Below are 23,420 nucleotides of genomic sequence, written 5' to 3' on the forward strand. Positions count from 1 at the left end.
AATTTGAATTAATTAATAAAACCTCAATCTAATTGAGGTTTTTTTGTACAAAGGAATCAAATTGTTATACTTTTGTATTCTATGATAGATCAAAAAGAAGCAAAATCTGAAAAAGCGGTTTTAATCGGAATTATAACCCAACAACAAGACGAAACAAAATCTGAAGAGTATTTAGACGAACTTGAGTTTTTAACTACAACTGCTGGTGGAGTTACCGTAAAACGTTTTGTGCAGAAGATGGAAAGACCTAATCCTAAAACTTTTTTAGGAACTGGAAAATTAGATGAAGTTAGAGATTATATTCAAGCACATCATATTGGTACTGCTATTTTTGATGACGAGCTTTCTCCTGCTCAACTTAGAAATATTGAGAAAATTTTAGATTGTAAAATTTTAGATAGAACTAATTTAATTCTAGATATTTTTGCGCAAAGAGCACAAACAAGTTCTGCGAAAACACAAGTAGAATTAGCCCAAAGCGAATATTTACTACCTCGTTTAACACGACTTTGGACGCACCTTGACAAACAAAAAGGGGGGATTGGAATGCGTGGACCTGGAGAAACAGAAATAGAAACCGATAGACGTATTATTCGTGATAAAATTGCGATCTTAAAAAAACGTTTGAAAACTATCGACAAGCAAATGGCAGTTCAACGTAAAAATCGGGGAAAAATGGTTCGAGTTGCGTTGGTTGGTTATACAAATGTTGGGAAATCTACCTTAATGAATGTGATTAGTAAAAGCGATGTTTTTGCAGAGAATAAACTATTTGCAACTTTAGATACCACAGTTCGTAAAGTGGTGATTAAGAACATTCCTTTTTTAATGACAGATACTGTTGGTTTTATTAGAAAACTACCTACGCAATTAGTAGAATCGTTTAAATCTACTTTAGATGAAGTTCGTGAAGCAGATTTATTACTGCATGTAGTTGATATTTCCCACCCAAATTTTGAAGATCATATTGCATCTGTGAATACCATTTTAGATGATATAAAATGTGCTGACAAACCTACTTTAATGGTGTTTAATAAGATTGATGCGTATTCTCATGAAACGATTGATGAAGATGATTTAGTAACAGAAAGAGGAAAAGAGCATTATACTTTACAAGACTGGAAAAAAACGTGGATGAATGATTACGATGTGGAATCTATCTTTATTTCTGCCTTAAACAAAGAGAACTTAGAAGATTTTAAAGAGAAAACTTACGAAGAGGTAAAGAAAATTCATATTCAACGTTTTCCTTATAACGACTTTTTGTATTATGAGTATAAGGAGGAGTAATAAATAATAATGAAACCAACTATCGTTAAAAATGAAAAAAATTTAAAAACCTTGAATAAATTAATTTCAAGAGGTTTTTATGAAGGTTTTATAGAGAATAACAAGATTAGTTTTACTCTTATTTCCCATCCTCAATAATTCCCATTTTTTTGGCGCGATTTTCCCAAGATTTTCTAGCGTAAGATTGTAAATCCGCAATGTTATCAGATTCGTCCATAATTTCTAAACCTAATAAAGTTTCTATAACATCTTCTTGAGAAACGAGTCCACTTACAGAACCATATTCATCTACCACTAAAGCTATATGTTCTCTTTCTTTAATTAATTTGTCAAACAAATCCGGAATAGATAAATCTTTTTTTGTTACTAAAATGGTTCTTTTAATACTTTCTAGTTTACTTTCTCCTTTTCCATCTATGAGCGCTTTGTACAAATCGTCTTTTAAAAAATAGCCAGTAATTTCATCTGGATTTTCTGCAAAAACCGGAATTCTAGAAAAGCGTAATGTTTTATGAGCATCGTAAAAAGACTGTATTGTTTCGTTTTCGTCAGATAGTTTTAAAACAGACCTTGGAGTCATAATGTCATTAACTTGTATCTCTTTAAAACCTATTAAATTTCGAATAACTTTACTTTCGTTTTCTTTAAAAACACCTTCTTTTTCTGCCATATCTGCCATTACTAAAAAGCTTTCTCTGCTCAAAACACTTCCATGACCTTTTCCTCCAATTAATTTGGTTGTTAACTGTAGTACCCATAAAACACCTGAATATTTCAATGGAAAAATCATTAATTTTAAGGCTTTAGAAGTAAAGTTAGCTAACTGTTTCCAATATGTAGCACCAATAGTTTTTGGTATAATTTCTGAGGCTACTAAAATTAATATTGTCATGATAGTAGATACCAGACCAACCATAATATCCTCTGTAAATTTTACCCCCAAAATATTTCTAGTTGTTGTTCCATAAATTTCTGCATAAGCTACTTTTGCTTGTACACCCACTAAAATTGCACCTACCGTATGTGCAATAGTATTTATGGTTAAAATGGCAATTAAGGGCTTATCTACATCTTTTTTTAAAGTTTCTAATTCAGAAGCATATTCAAGCCCTTCACTCTTTTTTAAATTGATAAAGGTTGGCGTAATACTTAGTAAAACAGCTTCTAAAATAGAGCACAAAAAAGAAAAGAAAATAGAAATGATTGCGTAAATGATTAGTAACGACATCTAAAAGGTTTTATGGCAAAAATAGTAAAATAAAAAACCCCAAGAATCTCTTCTTGAGGTTAATCATTAAAAAAAATGTTTTTAAAAGCCGTAGCTTAAACCAAACAACCAAAAAGATTGTAATTTGTTGTCAGCGGCAGCTAAAGCAACTCCTTGAGAATTGGCAGCTTCTTGTTGATTATCTCTTAATCCAAACTCGAAACCTAAACCAATTCCTTTCCATAATTTGTATCCAAAAGAGTTGGTCCAAGTCCAGTTAGATAAATCTCCATCTTTATAACTTTTAAACATCGAAAAATTAGATTTTACACTAATATTATTATGTTTAGCGGTATAATCAGCAACTAGTTTTCCTCCAGGAGAAGAAGTAAATATAGAATTTCCTTTACTAAAAATGGTATTGTAATTGGCTGGATGTATCACTACAACTAGTCTACTTGTTGGTGTCCATGTAAAACCTACACCAAAGTCTAAAAAACCTGGATTATTAAAGTTATCTATTAATGTAGTTCTGTATTCAGCTAAAGCAGAAAGTGCCCATTTTTTGTTTAATCTTTTACCATATAAAGACGTTAGCGTAAAAACATCTGTTGCAGTTTCAAAATTTTCGTCTCCAGTAACAGCTGGATTTTTATCGTCTAATTTTACCCAACCTAAATTTATACTTCCAGAGTTTCTCCAAAAGAATTTTTCTTCTATTAAATTTGCAAATGCATTTACAGTAATACCAATATTACCAGCACTAACATCTGGTGAAGTTCTTGCATACCAATTATTAAAACCAGATAAACTAGCTCCAATTGTACCAAAAGCACCTTTTCTCCAACCCGGAAGAGCATTTATTTTTGCTTGTAAAGCATTAACTTCTCCTTGTAATTTAGCTATTTGAGCTTTTTTAGGAGCAATTTCCTTTTTTAATTCATCAGCAGTTTGTGCAGTAGCTGAAAAACTGATACATACCAATAAAATTAAGATTGATAGTTTTTTCATTTTTTATTTTATTTTTTGATTTAAACGTGCAAAAGTACACTTTTCTTCTTTAGACCTAAAAATAGTTAATAAGTCACTTTTTCATGGAAACTATAATTTACCCCCAATCCAAAAAGTTGTCTAAATTGAATTCTACTTGAGGCATCATCATCCATAATAGTATGAAAAGTCATTTGCATTTTGATATGCTTATTTACCTTAAAACGTATGTTAGTCTGATAGTCGATATCAATATTACCTACTTTGGCTAAATAATCGGTATACATGGTAATAATATTTTCCATTTCAACATTCTCCATAATAACAAATTTGTAATATCCAGAAAGGTTAAAACCTAAAGCAAGAACAGAATTTTTTCCTTTCTCAACACCAAATTTTCCAGAAAAGAAATCATTCACAAAAGTAAATCTGGCAGTAGCTGGTGCAATATTAAAATTTAATTTATCAGATTTTTTCCATAACATTCCTGGTCCAAAAGTTAAATATGCAGGAGATAAAAATTCAGAAACTAACAGTTTAGGATCTTTTTTGTAATCATAACCTTTGGTGTATTGCGTCCTAAAATTTCCAATAAAAGATAAAAACCAATATTTACCGGTTTTTAAACCAAATAAAGTGTTGAATTCAAATCTATCATCTGTTTTTCGATACCCCTTCTCGCTAATATGACTTATACCATAACCTGTAATAATTCTGCTATCCCAGTTTATGTTGTCTTTTTTGTAATTAAAATCATAATTAACGTTTATGTTTCCAGCAATAGTATTTTCACCACCAGAAGCCCAATTAGAGAACGATGATTGGTTAAAAAGAAATGCAAATCTTCCGTGAATCTTCCATTTAGGTTTGGGTGCATTTTTTTTCTTTTTACTTTGTGAGTAAGAAGTAAGAGAAAGTGCAATTAATAAAAGAATTACCCATTTTTTCATTTTGAAAACCTACGATTCTAAATTAAAACTTTTATTTTTTTGATTTATATAGTGGCACCGTTGAGCAAGCTTCTCCAAACATAATAGATTTTACAATTGGTTGTAGTTTTTCTATTAAAAATGCATATGCCGAATTTGGAATTGCTTTGTCTGCACAACCTTTTATGATTACCGGCAAATTTGCAAAATCTTTAAAATCTAAAAAACTGATTAATTCTTGGTAGATAACTGTTTCTAAAATTTCTAAATCTCCAATGACTACTTTTTTTACGTAGGGAGTTAATTCTGATGCAATTAGCATAAACGCCCAAGAAGGAATAATTGCATCAACAGAACAAGTAACAGCAACAAAAGAGTTTTTGTATTGAGACCAATTGTGATTTTTTACAGATGTTCTAAAATCAGTTTCTTTTAAAATGATTTCTTGAAACAACCAATCTTTTATATCAAACAAAACTCTTTTTCCTTCTGGATAGATTTCTTCTAAATCAAAAGTTTTTAGTTTGCTATTTGCAACTCTATTTATAATTTCTTCTGCCATTTATTAAGCTATTAAGTCATTGTGGTCAAAGTGAAATAATCTCTAGATATAGATTATTTCGTTGTTATTGCTCGCAATAACAAATTTAAAGCATTCCTAATTCTAGTTTAGCTTCTTCACTCATCATTTCTTGTGTCCAAGTTGGGTCGAAAGTAATTTCTACTTCGCACTCATTTATCTCTTTTAAAGTTTTTACTTTGTCTTCGACTTCAACTGGTAATGTCTCTGCTACAGGGCAATTAGGTGATGTTAATGTCATTAATATTTTTGCATTGTTTTCATCAGATACAAAAACATCATAAATTAAACCTAATTCATAAATATCTACTGGAATTTCTGGGTCAAAAATTGTTTTTAAAACGCGTACAATTTTATCTCCAATCTCTTCTAATTCTTTATCTGTCATCTTTAAAAATCTTAGTTAGGTAATTTAGTTTGTTGTGCAATTGCGTACATTTTAATATGTTTAATCATAGAAACTAGTCCATTTGCCCTGGTTGGAGATAAATGTTCTTTTAAACCAATTTTATCTATAAAATCATTATTTGCAGTTAAAATATCTGCTGGTTTTTGATTCGAATACACACGCAATAACAATGCCACAATTCCTTTAGTTAAAATTGCATCGCTATCTGCAGAATACTTTATTGTTTCTCCTTCTAATTCTGAATATAACCAAACTTTTGATTGACAGCCTTTTATTAAATTTTCATCCAATTTGTTTTTGTTGTCAATTATTGGTAAAGATTTTCCTAATTCTATAATATACTCATAGCGTTCCATCCAGTCATCAAACATCGAAAACTCATCAATAATTTCTTCTTGTATTTCTTTGATAGTCATTTTTAAAACTTATTTTTGCGCTTTATAATAGCTTTTTGCAATTATTATGCAAAATTAGGGATTAAATTTAAGAAATGAGCAAATTATTAGCAGTTGGTACAGTAGCATTTGATGCCATTGAAACACCTTTTGGAAAAACGGATAAAATATTAGGGGGGTCTGGAACTTTTGTAGGTTTGGCGGCTTCTCAATTTGGTGTAGAAACAGGTATTGTTTCTGTTGTTGGAGGAGATTTTCCGGATTCGTATTTAAAAATGATGAACTCTAAAGGAATAAATACTGATGGAATAGAAGTAGATAAAAACGGAAAAACATTTTTCTGGAGTGGAAAATATCATAACGATATGAACTCTCGTGATACTTTAGTTACAGAATTAAATGTATTGGAGACTTTTACTCCTGTTGTTCCAGAGAGTTTCAAAAATGCAGGAATTGTAATGTTGGGTAATTTACACCCGTTAACTCAAGCATCTGTTTTAGATCAAATGAATGAAAGGCCCAAATTAGTAGTTTTAGATACGATGAATTTTTGGATGGATATTGCTTTAGCAGATTTACATGCTGTTTTAAAAAGAGTAGATGTTATTACCATTAATGATGAAGAAGCGCGCCAATTATCTGGTGAGTATTCTTTGGTGAATGCAGCAAAGAAAATTCATGAAATGGGACCTAAATATGTGGTGATTAAAAAAGGAGAACATGGAGCATTATTGTTTCATGAAGGGAATATGTTTTATGCACCAGCATTACCATTAGCAGAAGTTTTTGACCCAACAGGAGCAGGAGATACCTTTGCAGGAGGTTTCTGTGGTTACCTGGCAAAAACAGAAGATATCTCTTTTGAGAATATGAAAAATGCTATTATTTATGGATCTAATTTAGCTTCATTTTGCGTAGAGAAATTTGGTACAGAGCGAATGCAAGAGCTTACAGCAGACGAAGTTGAAGCACGTTTACAAGCTTTTAAAGAATTAACACAATTTGACATAAAAATGTCTTAATTTTAATCCGCGGTTTTTTGCTGCGGATTTTTTTATTACAACAACACAACAAAAACGACTAAATACTAATGAGTGACGCTATTAAACATGAATGTGGAATTGCACTTGTTCGATTAAAAAAACCTTTACAATTCTATAAAGATAAATACGGATCTGCTTTTTATGGAATCAATAAAATGTATTTATTGATGGAAAAACAGCACAATCGTGGTCAAGATGGAGCTGGTTTTGCAAGTGTAAAATTTAATGTTGAACCCGGAACAAGATATGTTAGTAGAATTCGTTCTAATAAATCGCAACCCATTCAAGATATTTTTGCGCAAATTAATGAACGTTTAAATGGTGTTTTTGAATTAAATCCAGATAAAAAAAATGATGTAAAATGGCAAGAAGAAAACATGCCATACATAGGAAACTTGTTTTTAGGTCATGTACGTTATGGTACTTTTGGAAAAAACAGTATAGAGAGTGTACATCCTTTTTTACGTCAAAGTAATTGGAAACATCAAAATTTAATAGTTGCAGGTAATTTTAATATGACCAATTCCAATCAAATGTTACAAGAATTGGTTGAGTTAGGTCAGCATCCGAAAGAGTTTACAGACACTGTAACTGTAATGGAAAAAATCGGACACTTTTTAGAAGATGAAGTAGCTAAACTATATCAAAAAGCAAAGAAAAAAGGATTTAATAAAAGAGATGCATCGCCTTATATAGAAGAAAATCTTAGTTTAAAAAAGGTCTTAAAAAGATCTTCTAAAAATTGGGATGGAGGTTATGCTATGGCAGGTTTAGTAGGTCATGGAGATGCGTTTGTTTTAAGAGATCCTAACGGAATTCGACCAACATTTTTTTATGAAGATGAAGAAGTTGTTGTTGTTGCATCTGAAAGACCTGTGATTCAAACAGTTTTTAATGTTTCTATCGAAGAAGTTAAAGAGTTAGAAAGAGGGCACGCTTTAATTATTAAGAAAAGTGGAAAAACATCTATTAAATTAGTAAACGAACCTCAAGAAAAATTATCCTGTTCTTTTGAGCGAATTTATTTCTCAAGAGGTAGTGATGCAGGGATTTATGAAGAACGTAAAAATTTAGGAAAATATGTGTTTCCTCAAATTTTAAAATCGATAAATTCTGATATTTCTAACACAGTGTTTTCTTACATCCCAAATACTGCTGAAACTTCGTTTTATGGAATGACAGAAGCTGCTGAAGATGTTTTAAATGAACAAAAAACAGCTCAAATTTTATCAGGAGGAAAATCATTATCAGCTCAAAGAGTTACAGAAATATTATCCGAAAGACCTCGTTTTGAAAAAATAGCAATTAAAGACGCAAAACTAAGAACTTTTATTGCTGATGATAACAGTAGAGATGATTTGGTAGAACACGTTTACGATATAACTTATGGTGTTGTGAAACCTACTGATAACTTAGTAATTATTGATGATAGTATTGTTCGTGGAACGACGCTAAAGAAAAGTATCATTAGAATTTTAAATCGATTAAATCCTAAAAAAATAGTTGTTGTTTCTTCTGCGCCTCAAATTCGTTATCCAGATTGTTACGGAATTGATATGGCAAGAATTGATGCTTTTATTGCTTTTAAGGCAGCAATTGAGTTATTAAAAGAGACCAATCAATATCATCTTGTAGAAGAAGTATACAAACAATGTAAAGAACAACAATCTAAAGAAGATATTGAGATTGTAAATTATGTAAAAGGTATTTATAGTCCGTTTTCTGCTGAACAAATTTCGGATAAAATTGCCCAAATGCTTAAAACAGATGATATTGATGCAGAAGTTGAAGTAATTTATCAGTCTATAGAAGGATTACATAAAGCATGTCCCAATAACTTAGGAGATTGGTATTTTACTGGAAACTATCCTACCCCTGGAGGACGTAGGGTTGTAAATCAGGCATTTATCAACTTTTATGAAGGAAATGACAAAAGAGCTTATTAATAAGCTCTTTTTTTTATCTTTAGCAAATGAGATTTTGTTTGCGAATTTTATTCTTTTTTCTAATTGGAATACAATTTTACGCTCAAAATTCTAAAATTGATTATTTTAAAATTGTTAATGATAAATCTACAATTGATAAGCAATATGTTTTTAGTGAGAAAACATTTTCAGCAGACATTAATTTTGTTTTAAAAAATGATTCTGTCTTTAAACCGTTTTTTAAACCATTTGTAAATTTAGGAATTTATAATAAACGTCATTGGCTTAAAATACCACTTTACAACAATTCTGATATTACAAATTTTGTGTACGAATTTAACCAAACTAACATAGATTCGTTAAGTTTATATTTGGTTAAAAAAAAGAAAGTTATAAGGCAATTTAAAGAAAAAGGGCTTTATTTCCATAAGAATAATACACCTGCCTTTTTACAAAATAGATATGCTTATGTATACGATATAAATATTCCAAAACAAGACTCTATTGTTTTATATGTAAAGGCAAATGTATTTGATGATTCTTTTAAAACGATGAACGTTTTATGGAGCAAAGACAATTATAAAAATAGAGAAAGAGAAATAAAAATACGATCTACATACTTAGTCGTTTTCTTGGGTATCGTTTTTTTAATCATCTTACTTTCTTTAGCAATGCTCTTTTTTACAAAGCAAAAATTATATTTTTATTACATAGGATTTCTTTTTGTTGTTTTTTTGCAAATAACTGGAGTTAGATATTTTATTTCCCCTATTCTTATTGAGAATACATTGTTTTTTGGTAACAATTTCGAAGAAATGTTAGGCTTTTTGGTTATTTTTTTTGTAATGCATTACACTGATAATTTTTTGAATTTAAAAGAGTATTATCCAAAAGTTTCTAAGGCTACAAAATATGGAGCTAATTTTTCATTACTAATATTTTTTTTAGCATTATTCTTAAGAAAATATGAATGGTTTTATTCCTTTTCTTATGTTTTTTCAAAACTATTTCTACTTATTATAAGTGTAACATTATACTTTTTTGCGTACAAATTAGCTCGTAAAAAAAAGTTAATGGGTTATTATTTCTTAATTGCGTATGCACCATTAATGTTGTTTATGGGGCATTTTATTCTGACAGCAATGAAACTTACAAATTCTTATAATCCTTTAGAATGGGAAGTTGTTATTTTTATAGAAATTATTGTATTAACAATTGCCATGGCACATAGGTATTATTTAATGATGAAACAGAACTCTGATTATCAAAAAGCTATCATTAAAGAACAAGAAAGAGGAATACAGGCCATGATTGAAGCCCAAGAAAAAGAAAGAAGTAGAATTGCAAGAGAGTTACACGATGGTGTTGTGCAACAAATAGGAAGTGTTATTTTAAAATCGAGGAGCATACTTGCTAAAATGAATCTGTTAGATACCAAAGAATCTCGAGAAATGTTAGAAATGTTAGAAAATTCCAATCAAGATTTAAGAACTATTTCGCATCAGATGATGCCAAGAGCTTTAAAAGAATTGGGAATTGTATCTGCTTTAAATGATTTATTAGAGAATAGCTTAGGATATTCAAAAATAAACTACAGTTTAGAACACTTTAATATTAAAGAAAGGCTCCCCAAAAAAATAGAAATAACAATTTATAGAATTGTTCAAGAACTCATCAATAATATTATAAAGCATAGCAAAGCATCAGAAGTAAGTATTCAAATTTTTAATACTAATAATACAATTATATTAATCGTAGAAGATAATGGGGTAGGTTTCGATAAAAAAATAAGTATAAATGGAATTGGTTTGTTGAATATATCTAGTAGATTAGACATGGTAAATGGTGATGTAAATTTTGAACCAAGCCCTAAAAGTGGTACTTTAGTTACTATTAAAATCCCCTTAATTAATTCATAATTCAATTTTAAGTTGATGAAATTCTTTTTAAGGGTAATATTCTTTTTATTTATTTCCACAAGTTTAGTTGCACAAGACTCTTCTTCAAGAATAGAGTCAGGTATACCTAAAACGACAATTTTTTTGCCTAATGATTATGGAGGTGAAGCTCAAAATTTTGATTTTATTCAAGATGATAAAGGAGTACTTTATATAGCTAATACTGTTGGTTTTTTAGAGTTTAATGGTACAAGTTGGCGAAATTTCAAACCAGATAATGACGGTGTCCCGGTTAGTTTTTTAAAAGATACTAAAGGGAGAATTTTTACAGGAGGTACTGGTTTTATAGGTTTTTTAGAGAAAAATAATTCTGGAGAAACATATTTTGTTAGTTTAAAAGATAAACTACCAAATGATTTTGCTATAGGAATTGTTTGGGATATATACAGTATTGATGATAGAATATATTTCAGGAATGATAATAATATTATTAAGTATGAAAACTCAAAGATAGAAGTACTTATTGCTCCAGAACCAATTCAAAATTTATTTACTTTCAATAAAACTATTTATTGTAATACCGGTAGAGGTTTATATAAACTAGAAAATAAAAAGTTTGTCTTTATTGCTTCTTCAGAAATATTAGCCAAATTTAATGTAAGAAATATATTTGAACTGAATACTAAGTTAATTATTGTTACCTTAAAAAATGGTCTTTACATATTAAATGATAATATAATAAAACCTCTTCAATGTGATATTTCTACTTTTATAAAAGAGAAAATGTTATATACAGCAGGAATTTTAGATGACCAAACAGTATATTTTTCTACAATAAGAGGAGGAGTTTTATTAACTGACAAAAACTTAAGTCCAAAATTTAGAATTTCTGAAAAATCGGGTTTGTCTAATAATAGTGCCAAAAAAATAAAACAAGATTACCAAGGTAATTTATGGATTGGAAGTGATAAAGGAATTACAAAGATGAATTACCCAATTACAACAACTTTTTATCATAAAAACAAATCTAAAATAGGTACTATAGAAGAAATTACTTCTCACAAGAAAGAGATATATCTCGGTGCAAGCTTAGGTACTTTTAAATTAAAAACAATATCAAAAAAAGATTTACTTACGGATAATTATTTTGCAGAATTCTCTCATTTGCCAAATGATATGGTTGATAATTTCGCAAATTTCTCGTTAAAAAGTAAGCTTTTATTTAGCGGATTAAATGGTACTCAAGAATATAGAAATAATAAAACTTCGTCATTTAGCCCTTTTAGTGCGCGTAAATTTTATAAATCCATTCACTACAAAAATATTGTCTTTATGGGGCATGCTTTTGGGTGCGAAATTCTTATCTTAAATGAAAAAGATGAAATTCAAAAAATAGAAAATATTACAAATCTTCCTGAAATACGAGGAATTGCAGAAGATATAGATAAAAATTTATGGTTAACCACTGTATCGGATGGTGTACTTAAAGTTGTGTTTAAAGATTCATTAGGTAAACCAAAATTAAAAAAGTTCGGGTTAAAAGACGGTTTACCATCTTTAAGAGATAATCTAGTGTATAACATTAATAATAATGATGTTCTTTTTACCACTCATAAAGGGTTGTTTAAATTTGATAAAAATTCTCAAAAATTTATTCCTGAAACTCGTTTTGGAGATAAGTATGCAGGAGGAAAAGACGAGTTTATTTATGCTTTTAATTTTGATAAAAACGAAAATTCTTGGATGCATTCTTTTAGAAAAAAAGTGTCTATTGTGGCAATGAAAGATTCTCTAGGAAAGTACACTTTGTATGAAAAACCTTTGAAAGACATTGGACAGATGCAGGCTTACGAAATTTTAAGCGAACCAGAAAAGAAAGTAGTTTGGTACGGCGGTTCAGATGGTCTTGCCCGTTTTGATTATAGTAAAATTAGAAAAGAAAAAATAATTGATTTTAATGCGTTGATAACAAAAGTTATTGGTGTTAATGATAGTATTTTAATTCGTGGGCATCAATTTAATAGAAATATAAAAACGATGCTAAAGCCTAACCAAAGAGATTTTCGTTTTGAAGTTGGGGCTACAGATTATACTAACCTAGAAGAGATTAAATATCAATATAAATTAGAAGGATATGATAAAAATTGGTCAGATTGGACCAAAGAATCTTTTAAAATCTATACAAACTTAAATTATGGCGAGTATACATTTAAAGTGAAGTCTAAAAACTATTTAGATAACATTTCTAAAACGGATAAATACAGTTTTCTTATTAGTCCTTTTTGGTACCAAACAACCTTTTTTAAAATTCTTGTTTTAATTTTAGTCTTAACATTTTTAATTTATATTATTAATTATTTTTCAAAAAGAAAATTTGTAAAAAAAGTTCATGAATTGGAACTTGCTCAAAAATTCGAAAAAGAAAAAAATGAGGCAATAGTTAAAGAAAAAGAGCGAGGTTTAAAAGCTTTAATAGATGCTCAAGAATCTGAAAGAAGTAGAATAGCAAGAGAGTTACATGATGGAGTTGTGCAACAAATAGGAAGTGTTATTTTAAAGTCCAGAAACATACTTGCTAAAATGAATTTGCTACAGACTAAAGAATCTCAAGAGTTATTAAAAAGCTTAGAAAATTCCAATCAAGACTTAAGAACTATTTCACATCAAATGATGCCAAGAGCCTTAAAAGAATTAGGAATTCTATCAGCATTAAATGATCTTCTAGAAAATAGTTTGGTCTATACAAATGTTGCCTACAGTTTAGAACACTTTAATATTAAAGAAAGACTCCCTCAAAAAATAGAAATAACAATTTATAGAATTGTTCAAGAACTTATTAATAATATCATAAAACATAGTAAAGCAACAGAAGTAAGTGTGCAAATATTTAATGCTAACAATACAATTATATTAATAGTAGAAGACAATGGAGTTGGTTTTGCTAAAGGGAAAAGTAAAAAAGGAATCGGACTTTTGAACATATCAAGTAGATTAGATATGGTAAATGGTGATGTAAATTTTGAACCAAGCCCTAAAAGTGGTACTTTAGTCACTATTAAAATTCCTTTAGAGTAATGCCAATAAAAATTCTAATTGCAGATGATCATCCTTTAATCGCTGAAGGAATAAAAAATACTTTTGATAATCAAGAAGATTATCAAGTAGTAGCTGTAGTGAATAATGGTAAGGAAGCAATTGATTTTATAGAGCAACATTTAGTAGATATAGCTCTTTTAGATATTAATATGCCAATTATGGACGGTATTGAATGTGCTAAAAAAATTACTTCTGATTTTAAAGATGTAAAAGTTGCTATGTTATCTATGTATCAAGAGTCTTCTATTATCAAGAGTTTAATAGATATTGGAGTAAAAGGATACATGCTAAAAACCATACCAAGCGATGAACTACTCCTTGCGATTAAAAATATTTATAAAGGCAAAGAATATTTTAATGCTGATGTAACTAAAGCATTATTATCTGATGACTCTTCTACATTTCACAAATACAAGAAAACATCACCAATAGTAGAAGAATTAACTTCTAGAGAAAAAGAGATTATTAAATATATTTCTCAAGGCCTTACTAATATTCAAATTGGTGAAAAACTATTTATTAGCCCAAGAACAGTAGATACACATAGAACTAATATTATGCGAAAAATTGATGTGCATAATGTCGCTTCTTTAATACGTTTTGCTTTTCAAAACGGTTTAACTTCATAAACTAAGGGAAACAACGTAGTTAATTACGTAAATTACTCTATTTCAAAATTCATCGTAAGAAATTACTTTTGAAGTGTTAATTCAGTATATTCTAAAAAACTCAAAAATATTGTGTAAACAGTATCCACTCACATTCTTTTTTTAGGATGAATTAACAATTGATGATTGGATACTGTTGTTTTTTAATAACCAAAAAACATAATATGATGAAAAAACTACTACTATTCAATTTATTGTTAGCAACTTTAATAAGCTTTGGACAAGCAACTTTGGTTCAAGATATTAATTTAGGTACCTTTTCTAGCAACCCTTCAAATAAAGTAACTTTTAATGGTTATACATATTTTACTGCAGATGATGGTTTAAATGGTGCCGAATTATGGAGAACAGATGGTACAGAATCAGGTACCGTAATTTTTAAAGAATTTATTACAGGTTCAGAAAGCGGTATGACAGCAATTACTCCTATTGTGAGCAATGGTAAAATGTACTTTTTCGCTGCAGATGGAGGTAATTATTTTCTTTGGAAAACAGATGGGACTCTAGCAGGAACTGAAAAAGTAAAACAATTTTCAACCCTTCAAACTTTTCACGATACCATAAACAACGAATTAATTTTTACAGCAGAAAATCAATTATGGAAAACAGATGGTACAGAAGCAGGAACGATAAAAATTAACAATTTTACAATTTTTGGAAGAACAAGGTTTGTGAAATCCGGAAATGAAATTTATTTTTCTGGAGAAGCTTCTAATGCTATAGGACAAGAATTGTACAAAACAGACGGAACAACAGTTTCTTTGGTAAAAAATATCTATCCTAATTCAAATAAAGATTCTTATCCAAATAATTTTGCAGCTTTAAACGGTGTCGTTTATTTTTCTGCAACCAATGGCACCAATGGTTTTGAATTATGGAAAACAGATGGTACAGAAGAGGGAACAGTAATGGTAAAAGACATTGTTGCTGGTTCAGGAAGTACCTTTTCTACTAATACTCCCATTGTAGTTTTTAATAATGAAATATTTTTTACAAGTAATAATAAGCTTTGGAAATCTGATGGTACAGATGCAGGTACAGTAGAGGTAAAAGATGTAGAAAGTTATGTGAAGAAAGTTTTAGTTTTTAATGCTAAACTATACATTTTTAATCAAAATAAGAGTTTTTGGGTTTCTGATGGAACAACAGCAGGAACCACAAAAGTTGAGGTTCCAGTTAATGAATTCTGGCATAATGGAGAATATGCAATTGTTGGTAATAAATTATTTTTTCAAGCAAATAATGAATATGGTTATGAAATTTGGGTAACAGATGGAACCGCAAATGGAACAAAACTTCTAAAAGACATTCATCCAGAATTTGATGATAATAATATTGAAAATATTGTCGATTTAAATGGAAAAGCCATTTTTACGGCTTCGGATAAAAATTGGTATGGTAAAGAACTTTGGATTTCTGATGGAACTGAAGCAGGAACAATGCTTTTAAAAGATATTAATGAACAAGGTACAAACTCATCATCACCTCAAAACTATTTTGCTTTTGGTAATAAAGTTTTGTTTTCGGCAGACAATGGTGAAAATGGTAGAGAATTGTGGGTTTTAGAAAATGGAAATCCTTCATTATTAAAAGATATTAATGTTGGACCTGGATATAGTAATCCTTCGAATTTTATAGAATTGAATGGTGTCGTTTATTTCTCAGCAACAACACAAACGAATGGTAAAGAATTATGGAAAACAGATGGAACAGCAGCAGGAACTGAATTGGTAAAAGACATCAATCCAGACGCCAAAGATGGATTGGCAAATAGTAATTTTGCTGTCCTAAATAATAAATTATATTTCTTTGCAAATGATGGAACAACAGGAATGGAACTTTTTGAGTCTGATGGGACAGCAGCTAATACAAAACTAGTTTCAAATATTAATGGTACTGATGTAAGTAGTATTAATAATTCTGCATTAATTACAATGAATAATGAGTTGTTTTTTGCTGCAAATGATGGAGTAACTAATGTCGAATTATGGAAGTCTGATGGAACTGATTCAGGAACTGTTTTACTCAAAGACATCAATACAAGTAGTGGAAGTTTTGCTAGTAATTTAACTGTGCATCCTCACACCAATAAATTTTATTTTTCTGCATATGATGGTAGCGGAACTTATTTATGGGAAAGTGATGGAACTACTGCAAATACTAAAAAACAAAATATTAAAAATCCATCCAATTTTACATTAAGTGGTACTAGAGATATAGGCGATAGAAATGGGACTACCACTATTTATAATACAGAATTGTTTTTTACAGGTGATTCTCCAAGTCTAAACAGAGGAACTGAGTTGTGGGTAGCTACATATTCTGGAACTATTCAGCAAGTCTTTGATGTAAATTCAGGAAGTGATAGTAGTTATCCTTCAGTACTAACAAATGTGAATGGTAAATTATACTTTAGAGCTAATAATGGTGCAAATGGATACGAATTATGGAAGGTTACTAATAATTCTTTTGCAGAAATGGTAAAGGATATTAATTCTGGCTCTGGAAGTGTGCAAATTACAAGTATGGGAAGCTTGGGAGATTTAGTGTTTTTCAATGCGCCAGAAGATCCTGTGAATGCTCCTAATTATAATTATGAACTTTGGATATCTGATGGAACTGATGTAGGAACTAAATTGTTTCAAGACATAAATCCCTCTACAGTACAATATTCTGGAGGAAGTAATCCAAGTTCTTATTTTACTCATAATAACGTGCTCTATTTTTCGGCAACAAATGGTACATCTGGTTACGAATTATGGAAATTAGAACAAACCGCTTTATCTGTAAAAAATGAAACAAGAAGTCAATTGGCTGAATTATCTATTTACCCAAACCCTACATCAGATATTTTAAATATTCAGGTTGAAAATCAACAAATAGAATCTGTAAAAGTATATTCTTTATTTGGCAAAGAAGTAATGCATATTTCTGACAATACAGGAGTTGAAAAGGTAGATATTTCTAACTTGTCTTCAGGGGTTTATTTATTGAAACTAAAAACAGAAGTTGGTTTCTTTACTAAAAAAATCATTAAAAAATAAGGCATATGCCCTATATCCAGAAATAGTAATAGCATCTATTTTTGTAAAAACAAATATCACCTAAAAAACAACCAAAATGGATTTCAAAACAAACAGAATTATTCTAGCATTAATGTTATTTGCATTTTTGCCTACTAGTGCTCAATCTTTTTTAAAGAAAAAAGAGAAGAAAGCATATGAATGCGGTTATGTTCATAAAGAGAGCTTTTTTAATAAGCTAAAACCAATGAAGTTAATCTCTAAAGTTACTGGAGGTTTAATAAAAGCGAAACCAAAATCAGATTTAAATGATGTTGCCTTGGCAGTTGGTTACGCTTCTAGTTTAATACCAAAAAGTCAGTTAGATTTTGCTACTAAAACTCCAGGTTGGGAAACTTGCGGAGATGGAGTTTCGGTATATTTTTTAAATAAAACAGGTATTGGTTTAACAGATACAGACGGAGAAGTAAAACTTAATGGGGCTAAACTTGAAAAAGCAGGAATGGGAACTTATTTTCAAGGTTTTTCAGCTGATAAAAGAGGAACTCAAATAATAGAAGTTACAAGTTCTAATGGAGATAAAGTTTTGGTAAATATTGAACCAGCAAAACCTTTAGAAATAATATCGGTAAATGGTGTTGAAAAAGGAGGAGATATTATTATTGATGGAACTAAAGATGTTGTAATTGAATTAAAAGGAGGTGATGCAGACCCAGATTCAGAATTATTTGTAGAGATGATTATTAGTGCAATGAGTTTAAAAGTTCAGACACATTTGTATCCTTCTAAAGCTGTGAATAGAATAGTAATACCAAAAGAATCTTTTAAGAACTTTGAGAACTCTCCTTTACCAATAATTAAGAAAAATACATTATCTGTAACTAGGGTAAAAAACGAGATGCTATACAATACAGCAGCTGGTGTTATTCAAAAAACAGCAACTTTTTCTGACTTTGTTCCTTTTTTAGCGAAGGGAGATATTGCAGGAGGAAGTTTAATTGGTAATTCATTTAGTAAGGATAAAAACACAAAAGCTTCTGGGAAATTTAAAACTGTAGAAGGTGAATATAATGTTAATATAAACAAAGGTAATCCTTACACACATCCTCCAATGGATAAAATGAAAAATGTTGGTGTTTCATCTTTCGTGGTAAGAGGAAATTTATACAAAGGTAAAACAACAACTTCTACGAAAACAACCTATGGATTTCAAACCAAAACAATAACCACAACCAAAACTACCATAAAAAAATGGTTTCCGAAGTTAACAGATGATAATTGGCAAGCCTTTGTTAATAATTTATATGATCAGTTTAAAAATAAATTAATTGGAATGGGAGTGAATGTTGTTTCTGTGGATGATGTGTTAAAAACAAAGGCATATGCAGGTATGAAACCTATTACAGATACAGTTACAGCAACGTTTATAGAAAAAGGAGCTTATGGTACAAAAAGATTGATAAAAACTGGAACTATAGATTATTTAAAAGATATAAAAACTACTTTTCCAGCAGATAGAACTAACGAAAAAATAATTCAAGAATTAAATTTAGATGGTTTAATTGCGGTAACGATTGATTTAGATTTCGATTTAGAAAGCGAAGGATTAAATCCTGTTGTAAAAATTACAGCATTTTCTCCAAATGTTACTTATAGAATGCCTGGTAAATATTTCGAAATGAATTTTTCGACAAAAGCAAAATCCTTAAAAGAAGCAGGTAAATATAATAGTTCAGTAGGAGGTCCAGAACAAGCAATTTTTAAAATTATAAAAGGAGAGGAATTCCTTAATGCATTTCAGTTAGCAATAGAAGTATTAAAAAAAGGAGAAAAAGAAAACTCAGCATATCATAAAATATGGAAAGATAGAATGTAGAATTAGTAAAAAGAAAAAGTATTCCCCCAAGAAAAGCATCCAAGTTTGGATGTTTTTCTGTTTTAAAAGTATAACCATAATTGTCATTTGTACATTTTTTTAAGCTATTTATACAAGATTTATACTACAATGCTATTTAAAAAGAAAAAATGAATTCAATTTTTAGTACATTTAAGAAGAAAAATATAAACTAGCAAAATGAAATTTAGCTTTACTATATTGTCATTGTTTTTTATTGTAGCAATCTATGGGCAAACAGGACCAGGAGGAGTGGGTACTATAGACGGAACATCGTCCTTAAAAATTTGGCTGAGAGCAGACGATTTAGATGCAGATAATGATATTACAGATAATCCTGCAGATGGAACATCAGTATCTACATGGTCTGATTATAGTGGAAATGGAAATAACTTTACCCAATCTGGCGCAAATAGACCTACTTATTCTATAGGTACTTTTAAAGCTGTAAATTTTGATGCAAGTGCAGCTACTGTGCAATATATGAATGCAACAAGTACCGGTTCTTACAGTAATTCTAGTGCTTTTTTTGTTTCTAATCCTGTTAATGTAAGTAATTCGCACACATTGTTTAATGGTTCTTCTACATCTTTAAGAATGGAGCAATGGAACAATACCAATAGAGTAGGTTTTACAAGATACGGAGTGGCAGATTATTCATCTAGTTTATCAACACCTTTTGGGTCAAATTCGATCATACAATTCCATAAATCTTCTGGTTCATCAACCTTAAATGTTAGAAGAAATAATGGAAATAATAATGTAAATATAGGCTCTACAACAGCAGGTATTCCTTATGACGCCATTGGAAGAAATACAGCTGGAACTGATGATGCAACAGGAGATTTTTTTGAAGTAATTCTCTTTAATAGTAGAGTTAACAATGCACAAAGAATTATTATTCAGAATTATTTAAGTGCTAAATATGGCAATATTTCTATTTCTCAAAACTATTATAATGAAGACAATGCAGCAAATGGTAATTTTGATTACAAAGTAGCAGGAATTGGTAGAACAAATGCATCAAATATTCATTCAGATTCTCAAGGTACTGGTATTATTAGAATTAACAATCCATCAAGTTTAGGGAATAATGATTTTTTATTTTGGGGAGAAGATGTAGAGGATGCTGACTATACTTTTTCTGAGTCGGCATCTAATAATTATATATCTAGAATTGACACAAAGTGGAGGGTCAGCGAAAGAAATAATGTAGGTACAGTAACAGTAAGTGTTAATGCTTCTGATATCAATTTTAATGATACTGATGGATGTAATCAATTGCAATTAGTTGTAGATAACAATAGCGATTTTTCATCTCCAACATCAACCTACACTTTTACTTTAGGAAGTGGGGTTTATACTGCAACAGGGGTTAATTTTACCAATAACGATTACTTTACCTTGCAATATACAGATGTTATTGTTTTAGACGGCTCTACAGCTTATAATGGTTCTGGTACTGCTAATAAACCCAATACCTCAGATGATTGTTATAAATTATTCGTAAAAAGTAATACTTTAACGTTATCAGAAGATGCTGATGTTAGGGAGGTTGAAATAGAGTCTGGAGCTATATTAGCAGTAGATAGTGGCTATCGTTTAAAAGTTATCAACGGAATAAACAATTCAGGCGAAATACGATTGGTAGGTTCGTCTCAATTAGTCCAAACTCATACAGGGACAGATTTAAATACAGGAACAGGAAATTTATTTGTAGATCAAACAGCAAGCACATCATCAGTTTACCATTCTGGTTATTGGACATCACCAGTAAATGAAGGAAGTGGGGTGTTTACAATAAGTGGTGTTTTAAAAGATGGTACGGTTCCAACAGCGGCAACATCTACAGTTGGAGAAGCTGTAAATATTAATTTTATCTCAGGTTTTGATGGAGATGCATCTGCTTCTCCCATTGAAATAAGTACAAGATGGTTAGCAAAATTGGTAGATGCATCAGATTGGACTCGTCTAATAGGTTCTGGAGCTTCGCTTAATATAGGTGAAGGTTGGAATATGAAAAGTATGGGAGCAACTTTTACTTTTAAAGGAAGACCAAATGATGGTACTTATACCATACCTATTAGTCAAGATAATTTTAGTTTGGTTGGTAACCCATATCCCTCGGCTTTAGATTCAGAAACTTTTATTTCAGATAATACAAGTGCAATAACAGGAACTTTGTATTTATACAATAGTTCAAGCGATAATACACATATAAGAAATGCGTATACAGGTACTTATTCTACAATAGTTTCAGGTGTAACTATTGGTGGAGGAAGGTATTTGCCAATTGGTCAAGCGTTTTTTGTTACAAGAACTGCAGCTGGATCTGGTACTATTACTTTTCAAAATTCTCAAAGATCAATTTTTACACTTTCAGATACTGCGCCAATAGTAGCGAAAATCGCTATTAAAAAGAAAGGAATAAAATCCAAGTTTGTTACTAATCATAAAGGTTTTCCGATATTGCGTTTAGGATTCAATATCAAGACTGATGATAATTATAACTACAATAGACAAATTGCAGCTGCTTTTAGAAAAGGGAAAACCTCGGGATATGAAAACGGTTATGATGGTAAAATGTTTGATAAAAAACCAAGTGATTTTGCATTTAAAGTAGAAGGAGAAGAAAAGCCTTTTGTAATTTCTACAATGCAAGAGTTTGATGAAAATATTAAAATACCACTAATACTAGAAGTCGATAAAAATAGGGAAGTCACCTTTAAAATTGATTTGCTAGAGAATTTTGATGACGTAACAATTTATTTGAATGATAAATTAACAGGTGAAAAATACGATTTAAGGAAAAGTGATATCAAAATTAATGTTATTCAAGGCAACTATCCAAATCGTTTTTTCGTTTCCTTTAAATATGAGTTTTTAGAAGATGATGGTTTTGACTTTGTGAAAATGTATCATTCTAAAAAAGAAAATAGCATTATTTTAAGAAAATCAAAACCAATAGAAATTAAAGAATTAAGCATTTATAATATTAATGGAAGTGAGGTTTTTAAAATGCATAACTCTAGTTCTAGTAATAAAATAGAGTTTAAGTTACTAAAAGAATTTTCTGCAGGTGTTTATTTTGTAAAAATAGAATCAGATAAAGGTGTTATTACACAAAAAATAGGGATTTAGAAACTTTTTTAAAGTTGTAAAAATGTTGAAATTATTGATCAATTAAAAGTTAATAGAAAAGAAATCTTAATTAATATTTAGGATTTATCTAGTTCTATTTTACTCTTATAGAGGCCAATAATGAAGAGGTTAAAAAGAGTTTTACAAGTTTTAATACTCAAAAAGCATCCTAAATTAAGAATGCTTTTTTTGAGTTTTGTAATAATTATAAAATTGTAAAGTTAAACTATGTTGCTTATTTAGCAGCAGCATACCTTCTTTCAACTTCATTCCAATTGATAACTTTAAAGAAAGCGTCAATATAATCTGGTCTTCTGTTTTGGTAGTTTAAGTAGTAAGCATGTTCCCATACATCTAATCCTAAAATTGGAGTTCCGCCACAAGTAACACCTGGCATTAGTGGGTTGTCTTGGTTAGGAGTAGAGCAAACTTCTACTTTTCCTCCTGGAAGAACACACAACCAAGCCCATCCAGAACCAAATTGAGTTGCAGCAGCATTAGAAAAAGTATCGATAAAAGCTTCTTTAGAACCAAATTCTGCTTCAATAGCATCTTTTAATTCTCCTGATAAATAACCTCTATCTTCTGGGTTCATTACTGTCCAAAATAAAGAGTGATTGTAAAATCCTCCTCCATTATTTCTTACAGCACCATTACTCATATCTAAATTTGATAATATGTCTTCGATAGATTTTCCTTCTAATTCAGTTCCAGCAACTGCTCCATTTAACTTTGTTGTATACCCATTATGGTGTTTACTATGGTGTATTTCCATAGTTCTTGCATCTATATGTGGTTCTAATGCATCGTAAGCGTATCCTAATTCTGGTAATTGAAAAGCCATTTTTTTGTCTTTTAAATGTTAGTATAATTTTGTTGTTGTAAAATTAAATAATATAGAATTGTTAAACAAAATATTTAGGTTTTGTTAA

The 23,420-nt window shown here is 29.9% G+C and carries 16 protein-coding genes; 9 read left to right on the plus strand and 7 right to left on the minus strand.

Annotation, left to right across the window (positions count from 1 at the left end; all coding sequences use genetic code 11):
* The first annotated feature begins 81 nt into the window (after positions 1 to 81).
* Positions 82 to 1,290, plus strand: a complete 1,209-nt coding sequence (gene hflX, locus DIS07_RS11645; protein WP_109405431.1) for a GTPase HflX — start codon at positions 82 to 84, stop codon at positions 1,288 to 1,290.
* Positions 1,291 to 1,408: 118 nt separating this feature from the next.
* Here hflX and DIS07_RS11650 read toward each other — a convergent pair whose 3' ends face one another.
* From DIS07_RS11650 to DIS07_RS11675, 6 genes are all read right to left on the minus strand, one after another.
* Positions 1,409 to 2,518 (minus strand): CNNM domain-containing protein, encoded by a 1,110-nt coding sequence (locus DIS07_RS11650; protein WP_109405432.1) that lies wholly within the window; start codon positions 2,516 to 2,518, stop codon positions 1,409 to 1,411.
* An 81-nt stretch (positions 2,519 to 2,599) separates the two neighbouring features.
* Positions 2,600 to 3,508, minus strand: coding sequence for a DUF3078 domain-containing protein (locus tag DIS07_RS11655; RefSeq protein WP_109405433.1), 909 nt, complete (start codon positions 3,506 to 3,508; stop codon positions 2,600 to 2,602).
* A gap of 65 nt (positions 3,509 to 3,573) precedes the next feature.
* Positions 3,574 to 4,437, minus strand: a complete 864-nt coding sequence (locus tag DIS07_RS11660) for a DUF3078 domain-containing protein (protein ID WP_109405434.1) — start codon at positions 4,435 to 4,437, stop codon at positions 3,574 to 3,576.
* Positions 4,438 to 4,468: 31 nt separating this feature from the next.
* Positions 4,469 to 4,978, minus strand: coding sequence for a DUF2480 family protein (locus DIS07_RS11665; RefSeq protein WP_109405435.1), 510 nt, complete (start codon positions 4,976 to 4,978; stop codon positions 4,469 to 4,471).
* Between the two features lie 85 nt (positions 4,979 to 5,063).
* Positions 5,064 to 5,384 (minus strand): DUF59 domain-containing protein, encoded by a 321-nt coding sequence (locus DIS07_RS11670; RefSeq protein WP_109405436.1) that lies wholly within the window; start codon positions 5,382 to 5,384, stop codon positions 5,064 to 5,066.
* 11 nt (positions 5,385 to 5,395) lie between these two features.
* Entirely contained in the window at positions 5,396 to 5,821 is a 426-nt protein-coding gene (locus tag DIS07_RS11675; protein WP_109405437.1) for a SufE family protein, read from the minus strand.
* Between the two features lie 74 nt (positions 5,822 to 5,895).
* On the opposite strand from DIS07_RS11675, the gene DIS07_RS11680 reads away from it, so the two are divergent.
* The 8 genes from DIS07_RS11680 (at position 5,896) to DIS07_RS11715 (ending at position 22,488) form a co-directional block, all read left to right on the plus strand.
* Positions 5,896 to 6,822, plus strand: a complete 927-nt coding sequence (locus tag DIS07_RS11680; protein WP_109405438.1) for a PfkB family carbohydrate kinase — start codon at positions 5,896 to 5,898, stop codon at positions 6,820 to 6,822.
* Between the two features lie 68 nt (positions 6,823 to 6,890).
* Complete coding sequence (locus tag DIS07_RS11685; RefSeq protein ID WP_109405439.1) at positions 6,891 to 8,789, plus strand: amidophosphoribosyltransferase; 1,899 nt, start codon at positions 6,891 to 6,893, stop codon at positions 8,787 to 8,789.
* Positions 8,790 to 8,827: 38 nt separating this feature from the next.
* Positions 8,828 to 10,687: a sensor histidine kinase gene (locus tag DIS07_RS11690; protein WP_181374590.1), complete on the plus strand. Its 1,860-nt coding sequence runs from the start codon at positions 8,828 to 8,830 to the stop codon at positions 10,685 to 10,687.
* A gap of 15 nt (positions 10,688 to 10,702) precedes the next feature.
* A complete protein-coding gene (locus DIS07_RS11695) occupies positions 10,703 to 13,741 on the plus strand; it encodes a sensor histidine kinase (protein ID WP_109405441.1) in 3,039 nt (1,012 codons plus the stop codon).
* Positions 13,741 to 14,391: a response regulator gene (locus DIS07_RS11700; RefSeq protein WP_109405442.1), complete on the plus strand. Its 651-nt coding sequence runs from the start codon at positions 13,741 to 13,743 to the stop codon at positions 14,389 to 14,391. Before DIS07_RS11695 ends, DIS07_RS11700 begins: the two co-directional genes overlap by 1 nt.
* 206 nt (positions 14,392 to 14,597) lie before the next feature.
* Positions 14,598 to 17,474 carry an ELWxxDGT repeat protein gene (locus DIS07_RS11705; RefSeq protein ID WP_181374591.1) on the plus strand — a complete coding sequence of 959 codons (2,877 nt, stop codon included), beginning with the start codon at positions 14,598 to 14,600 and terminating at the stop codon, positions 17,472 to 17,474.
* Between the two features lie 76 nt (positions 17,475 to 17,550).
* Positions 17,551 to 19,329 (plus strand): hypothetical protein, encoded by a 1,779-nt coding sequence (locus tag DIS07_RS11710; protein ID WP_109405444.1) that lies wholly within the window; start codon positions 17,551 to 17,553, stop codon positions 19,327 to 19,329.
* A 198-nt stretch (positions 19,330 to 19,527) separates the two neighbouring features.
* Positions 19,528 to 22,488: a T9SS type A sorting domain-containing protein gene (locus DIS07_RS11715; protein ID WP_109405445.1), complete on the plus strand. Its 2,961-nt coding sequence runs from the start codon at positions 19,528 to 19,530 to the stop codon at positions 22,486 to 22,488.
* 235 nt (positions 22,489 to 22,723) lie between these two features.
* Here the strand turns inward: DIS07_RS11715 and DIS07_RS11720 are convergent, their stop codons facing one another.
* Positions 22,724 to 23,332 (minus strand): superoxide dismutase, encoded by a 609-nt coding sequence (locus DIS07_RS11720; RefSeq protein WP_109405446.1) that lies wholly within the window; start codon positions 23,330 to 23,332, stop codon positions 22,724 to 22,726.
* Positions 23,333 to 23,420: the final 88 nt, after the last annotated feature.

The organism is Polaribacter aquimarinus, from assembly GCF_003129485.1.
Taxonomy (GTDB): Bacteria; Bacteroidota; Bacteroidia; order Flavobacteriales; family Flavobacteriaceae; genus Polaribacter; species Polaribacter aquimarinus.

Bases quoted from the DNA above. Each gene is read 5' to 3' on its own strand.
- DIS07_RS11715 (WP_109405445.1), top strand. From the start codon at position 19,528: ATGAAATTTAGCTTTACTATATTGTCATTGTTTTTTATTGTAGCAATC.
- DIS07_RS11675 (WP_109405437.1), bottom strand. From the start codon at position 5,821: ATGACTATCAAAGAAATACAAGAAGAAATTATTGATGAGTTTTCGATG.
- DIS07_RS11680 (WP_109405438.1), top strand. From the start codon at position 5,896: ATGAGCAAATTATTAGCAGTTGGTACAGTAGCATTTGATGCCATTGAA.
- DIS07_RS11720 (WP_109405446.1), bottom strand. From the start codon at position 23,332: ATGGCTTTTCAATTACCAGAATTAGGATACGCTTACGATGCATTAGAA.
- DIS07_RS11685 (WP_109405439.1), top strand. From the start codon at position 6,891: ATGAGTGACGCTATTAAACATGAATGTGGAATTGCACTTGTTCGATTA.
- DIS07_RS11670 (WP_109405436.1), bottom strand. From the start codon at position 5,384: ATGACAGATAAAGAATTAGAAGAGATTGGAGATAAAATTGTACGCGTT.
- DIS07_RS11655 (WP_109405433.1), bottom strand. From the start codon at position 3,508: ATGAAAAAACTATCAATCTTAATTTTATTGGTATGTATCAGTTTTTCA.
- DIS07_RS11650 (WP_109405432.1), bottom strand. From the start codon at position 2,518: ATGTCGTTACTAATCATTTACGCAATCATTTCTATTTTCTTTTCTTTT.
- hflX (WP_109405431.1), top strand. From the start codon at position 82: ATGATAGATCAAAAAGAAGCAAAATCTGAAAAAGCGGTTTTAATCGGA.
- DIS07_RS11660 (WP_109405434.1), bottom strand. From the start codon at position 4,437: ATGAAAAAATGGGTAATTCTTTTATTAATTGCACTTTCTCTTACTTCT.
- DIS07_RS11700 (WP_109405442.1), top strand. From the start codon at position 13,741: ATGCCAATAAAAATTCTAATTGCAGATGATCATCCTTTAATCGCTGAA.
- DIS07_RS11695 (WP_109405441.1), top strand. From the start codon at position 10,703: ATGAAATTCTTTTTAAGGGTAATATTCTTTTTATTTATTTCCACAAGT.
- DIS07_RS11665 (WP_109405435.1), bottom strand. From the start codon at position 4,978: ATGGCAGAAGAAATTATAAATAGAGTTGCAAATAGCAAACTAAAAACT.
- DIS07_RS11705 (WP_181374591.1), top strand. From the start codon at position 14,598: ATGAAAAAACTACTACTATTCAATTTATTGTTAGCAACTTTAATAAGC.
- DIS07_RS11710 (WP_109405444.1), top strand. From the start codon at position 17,551: ATGGATTTCAAAACAAACAGAATTATTCTAGCATTAATGTTATTTGCA.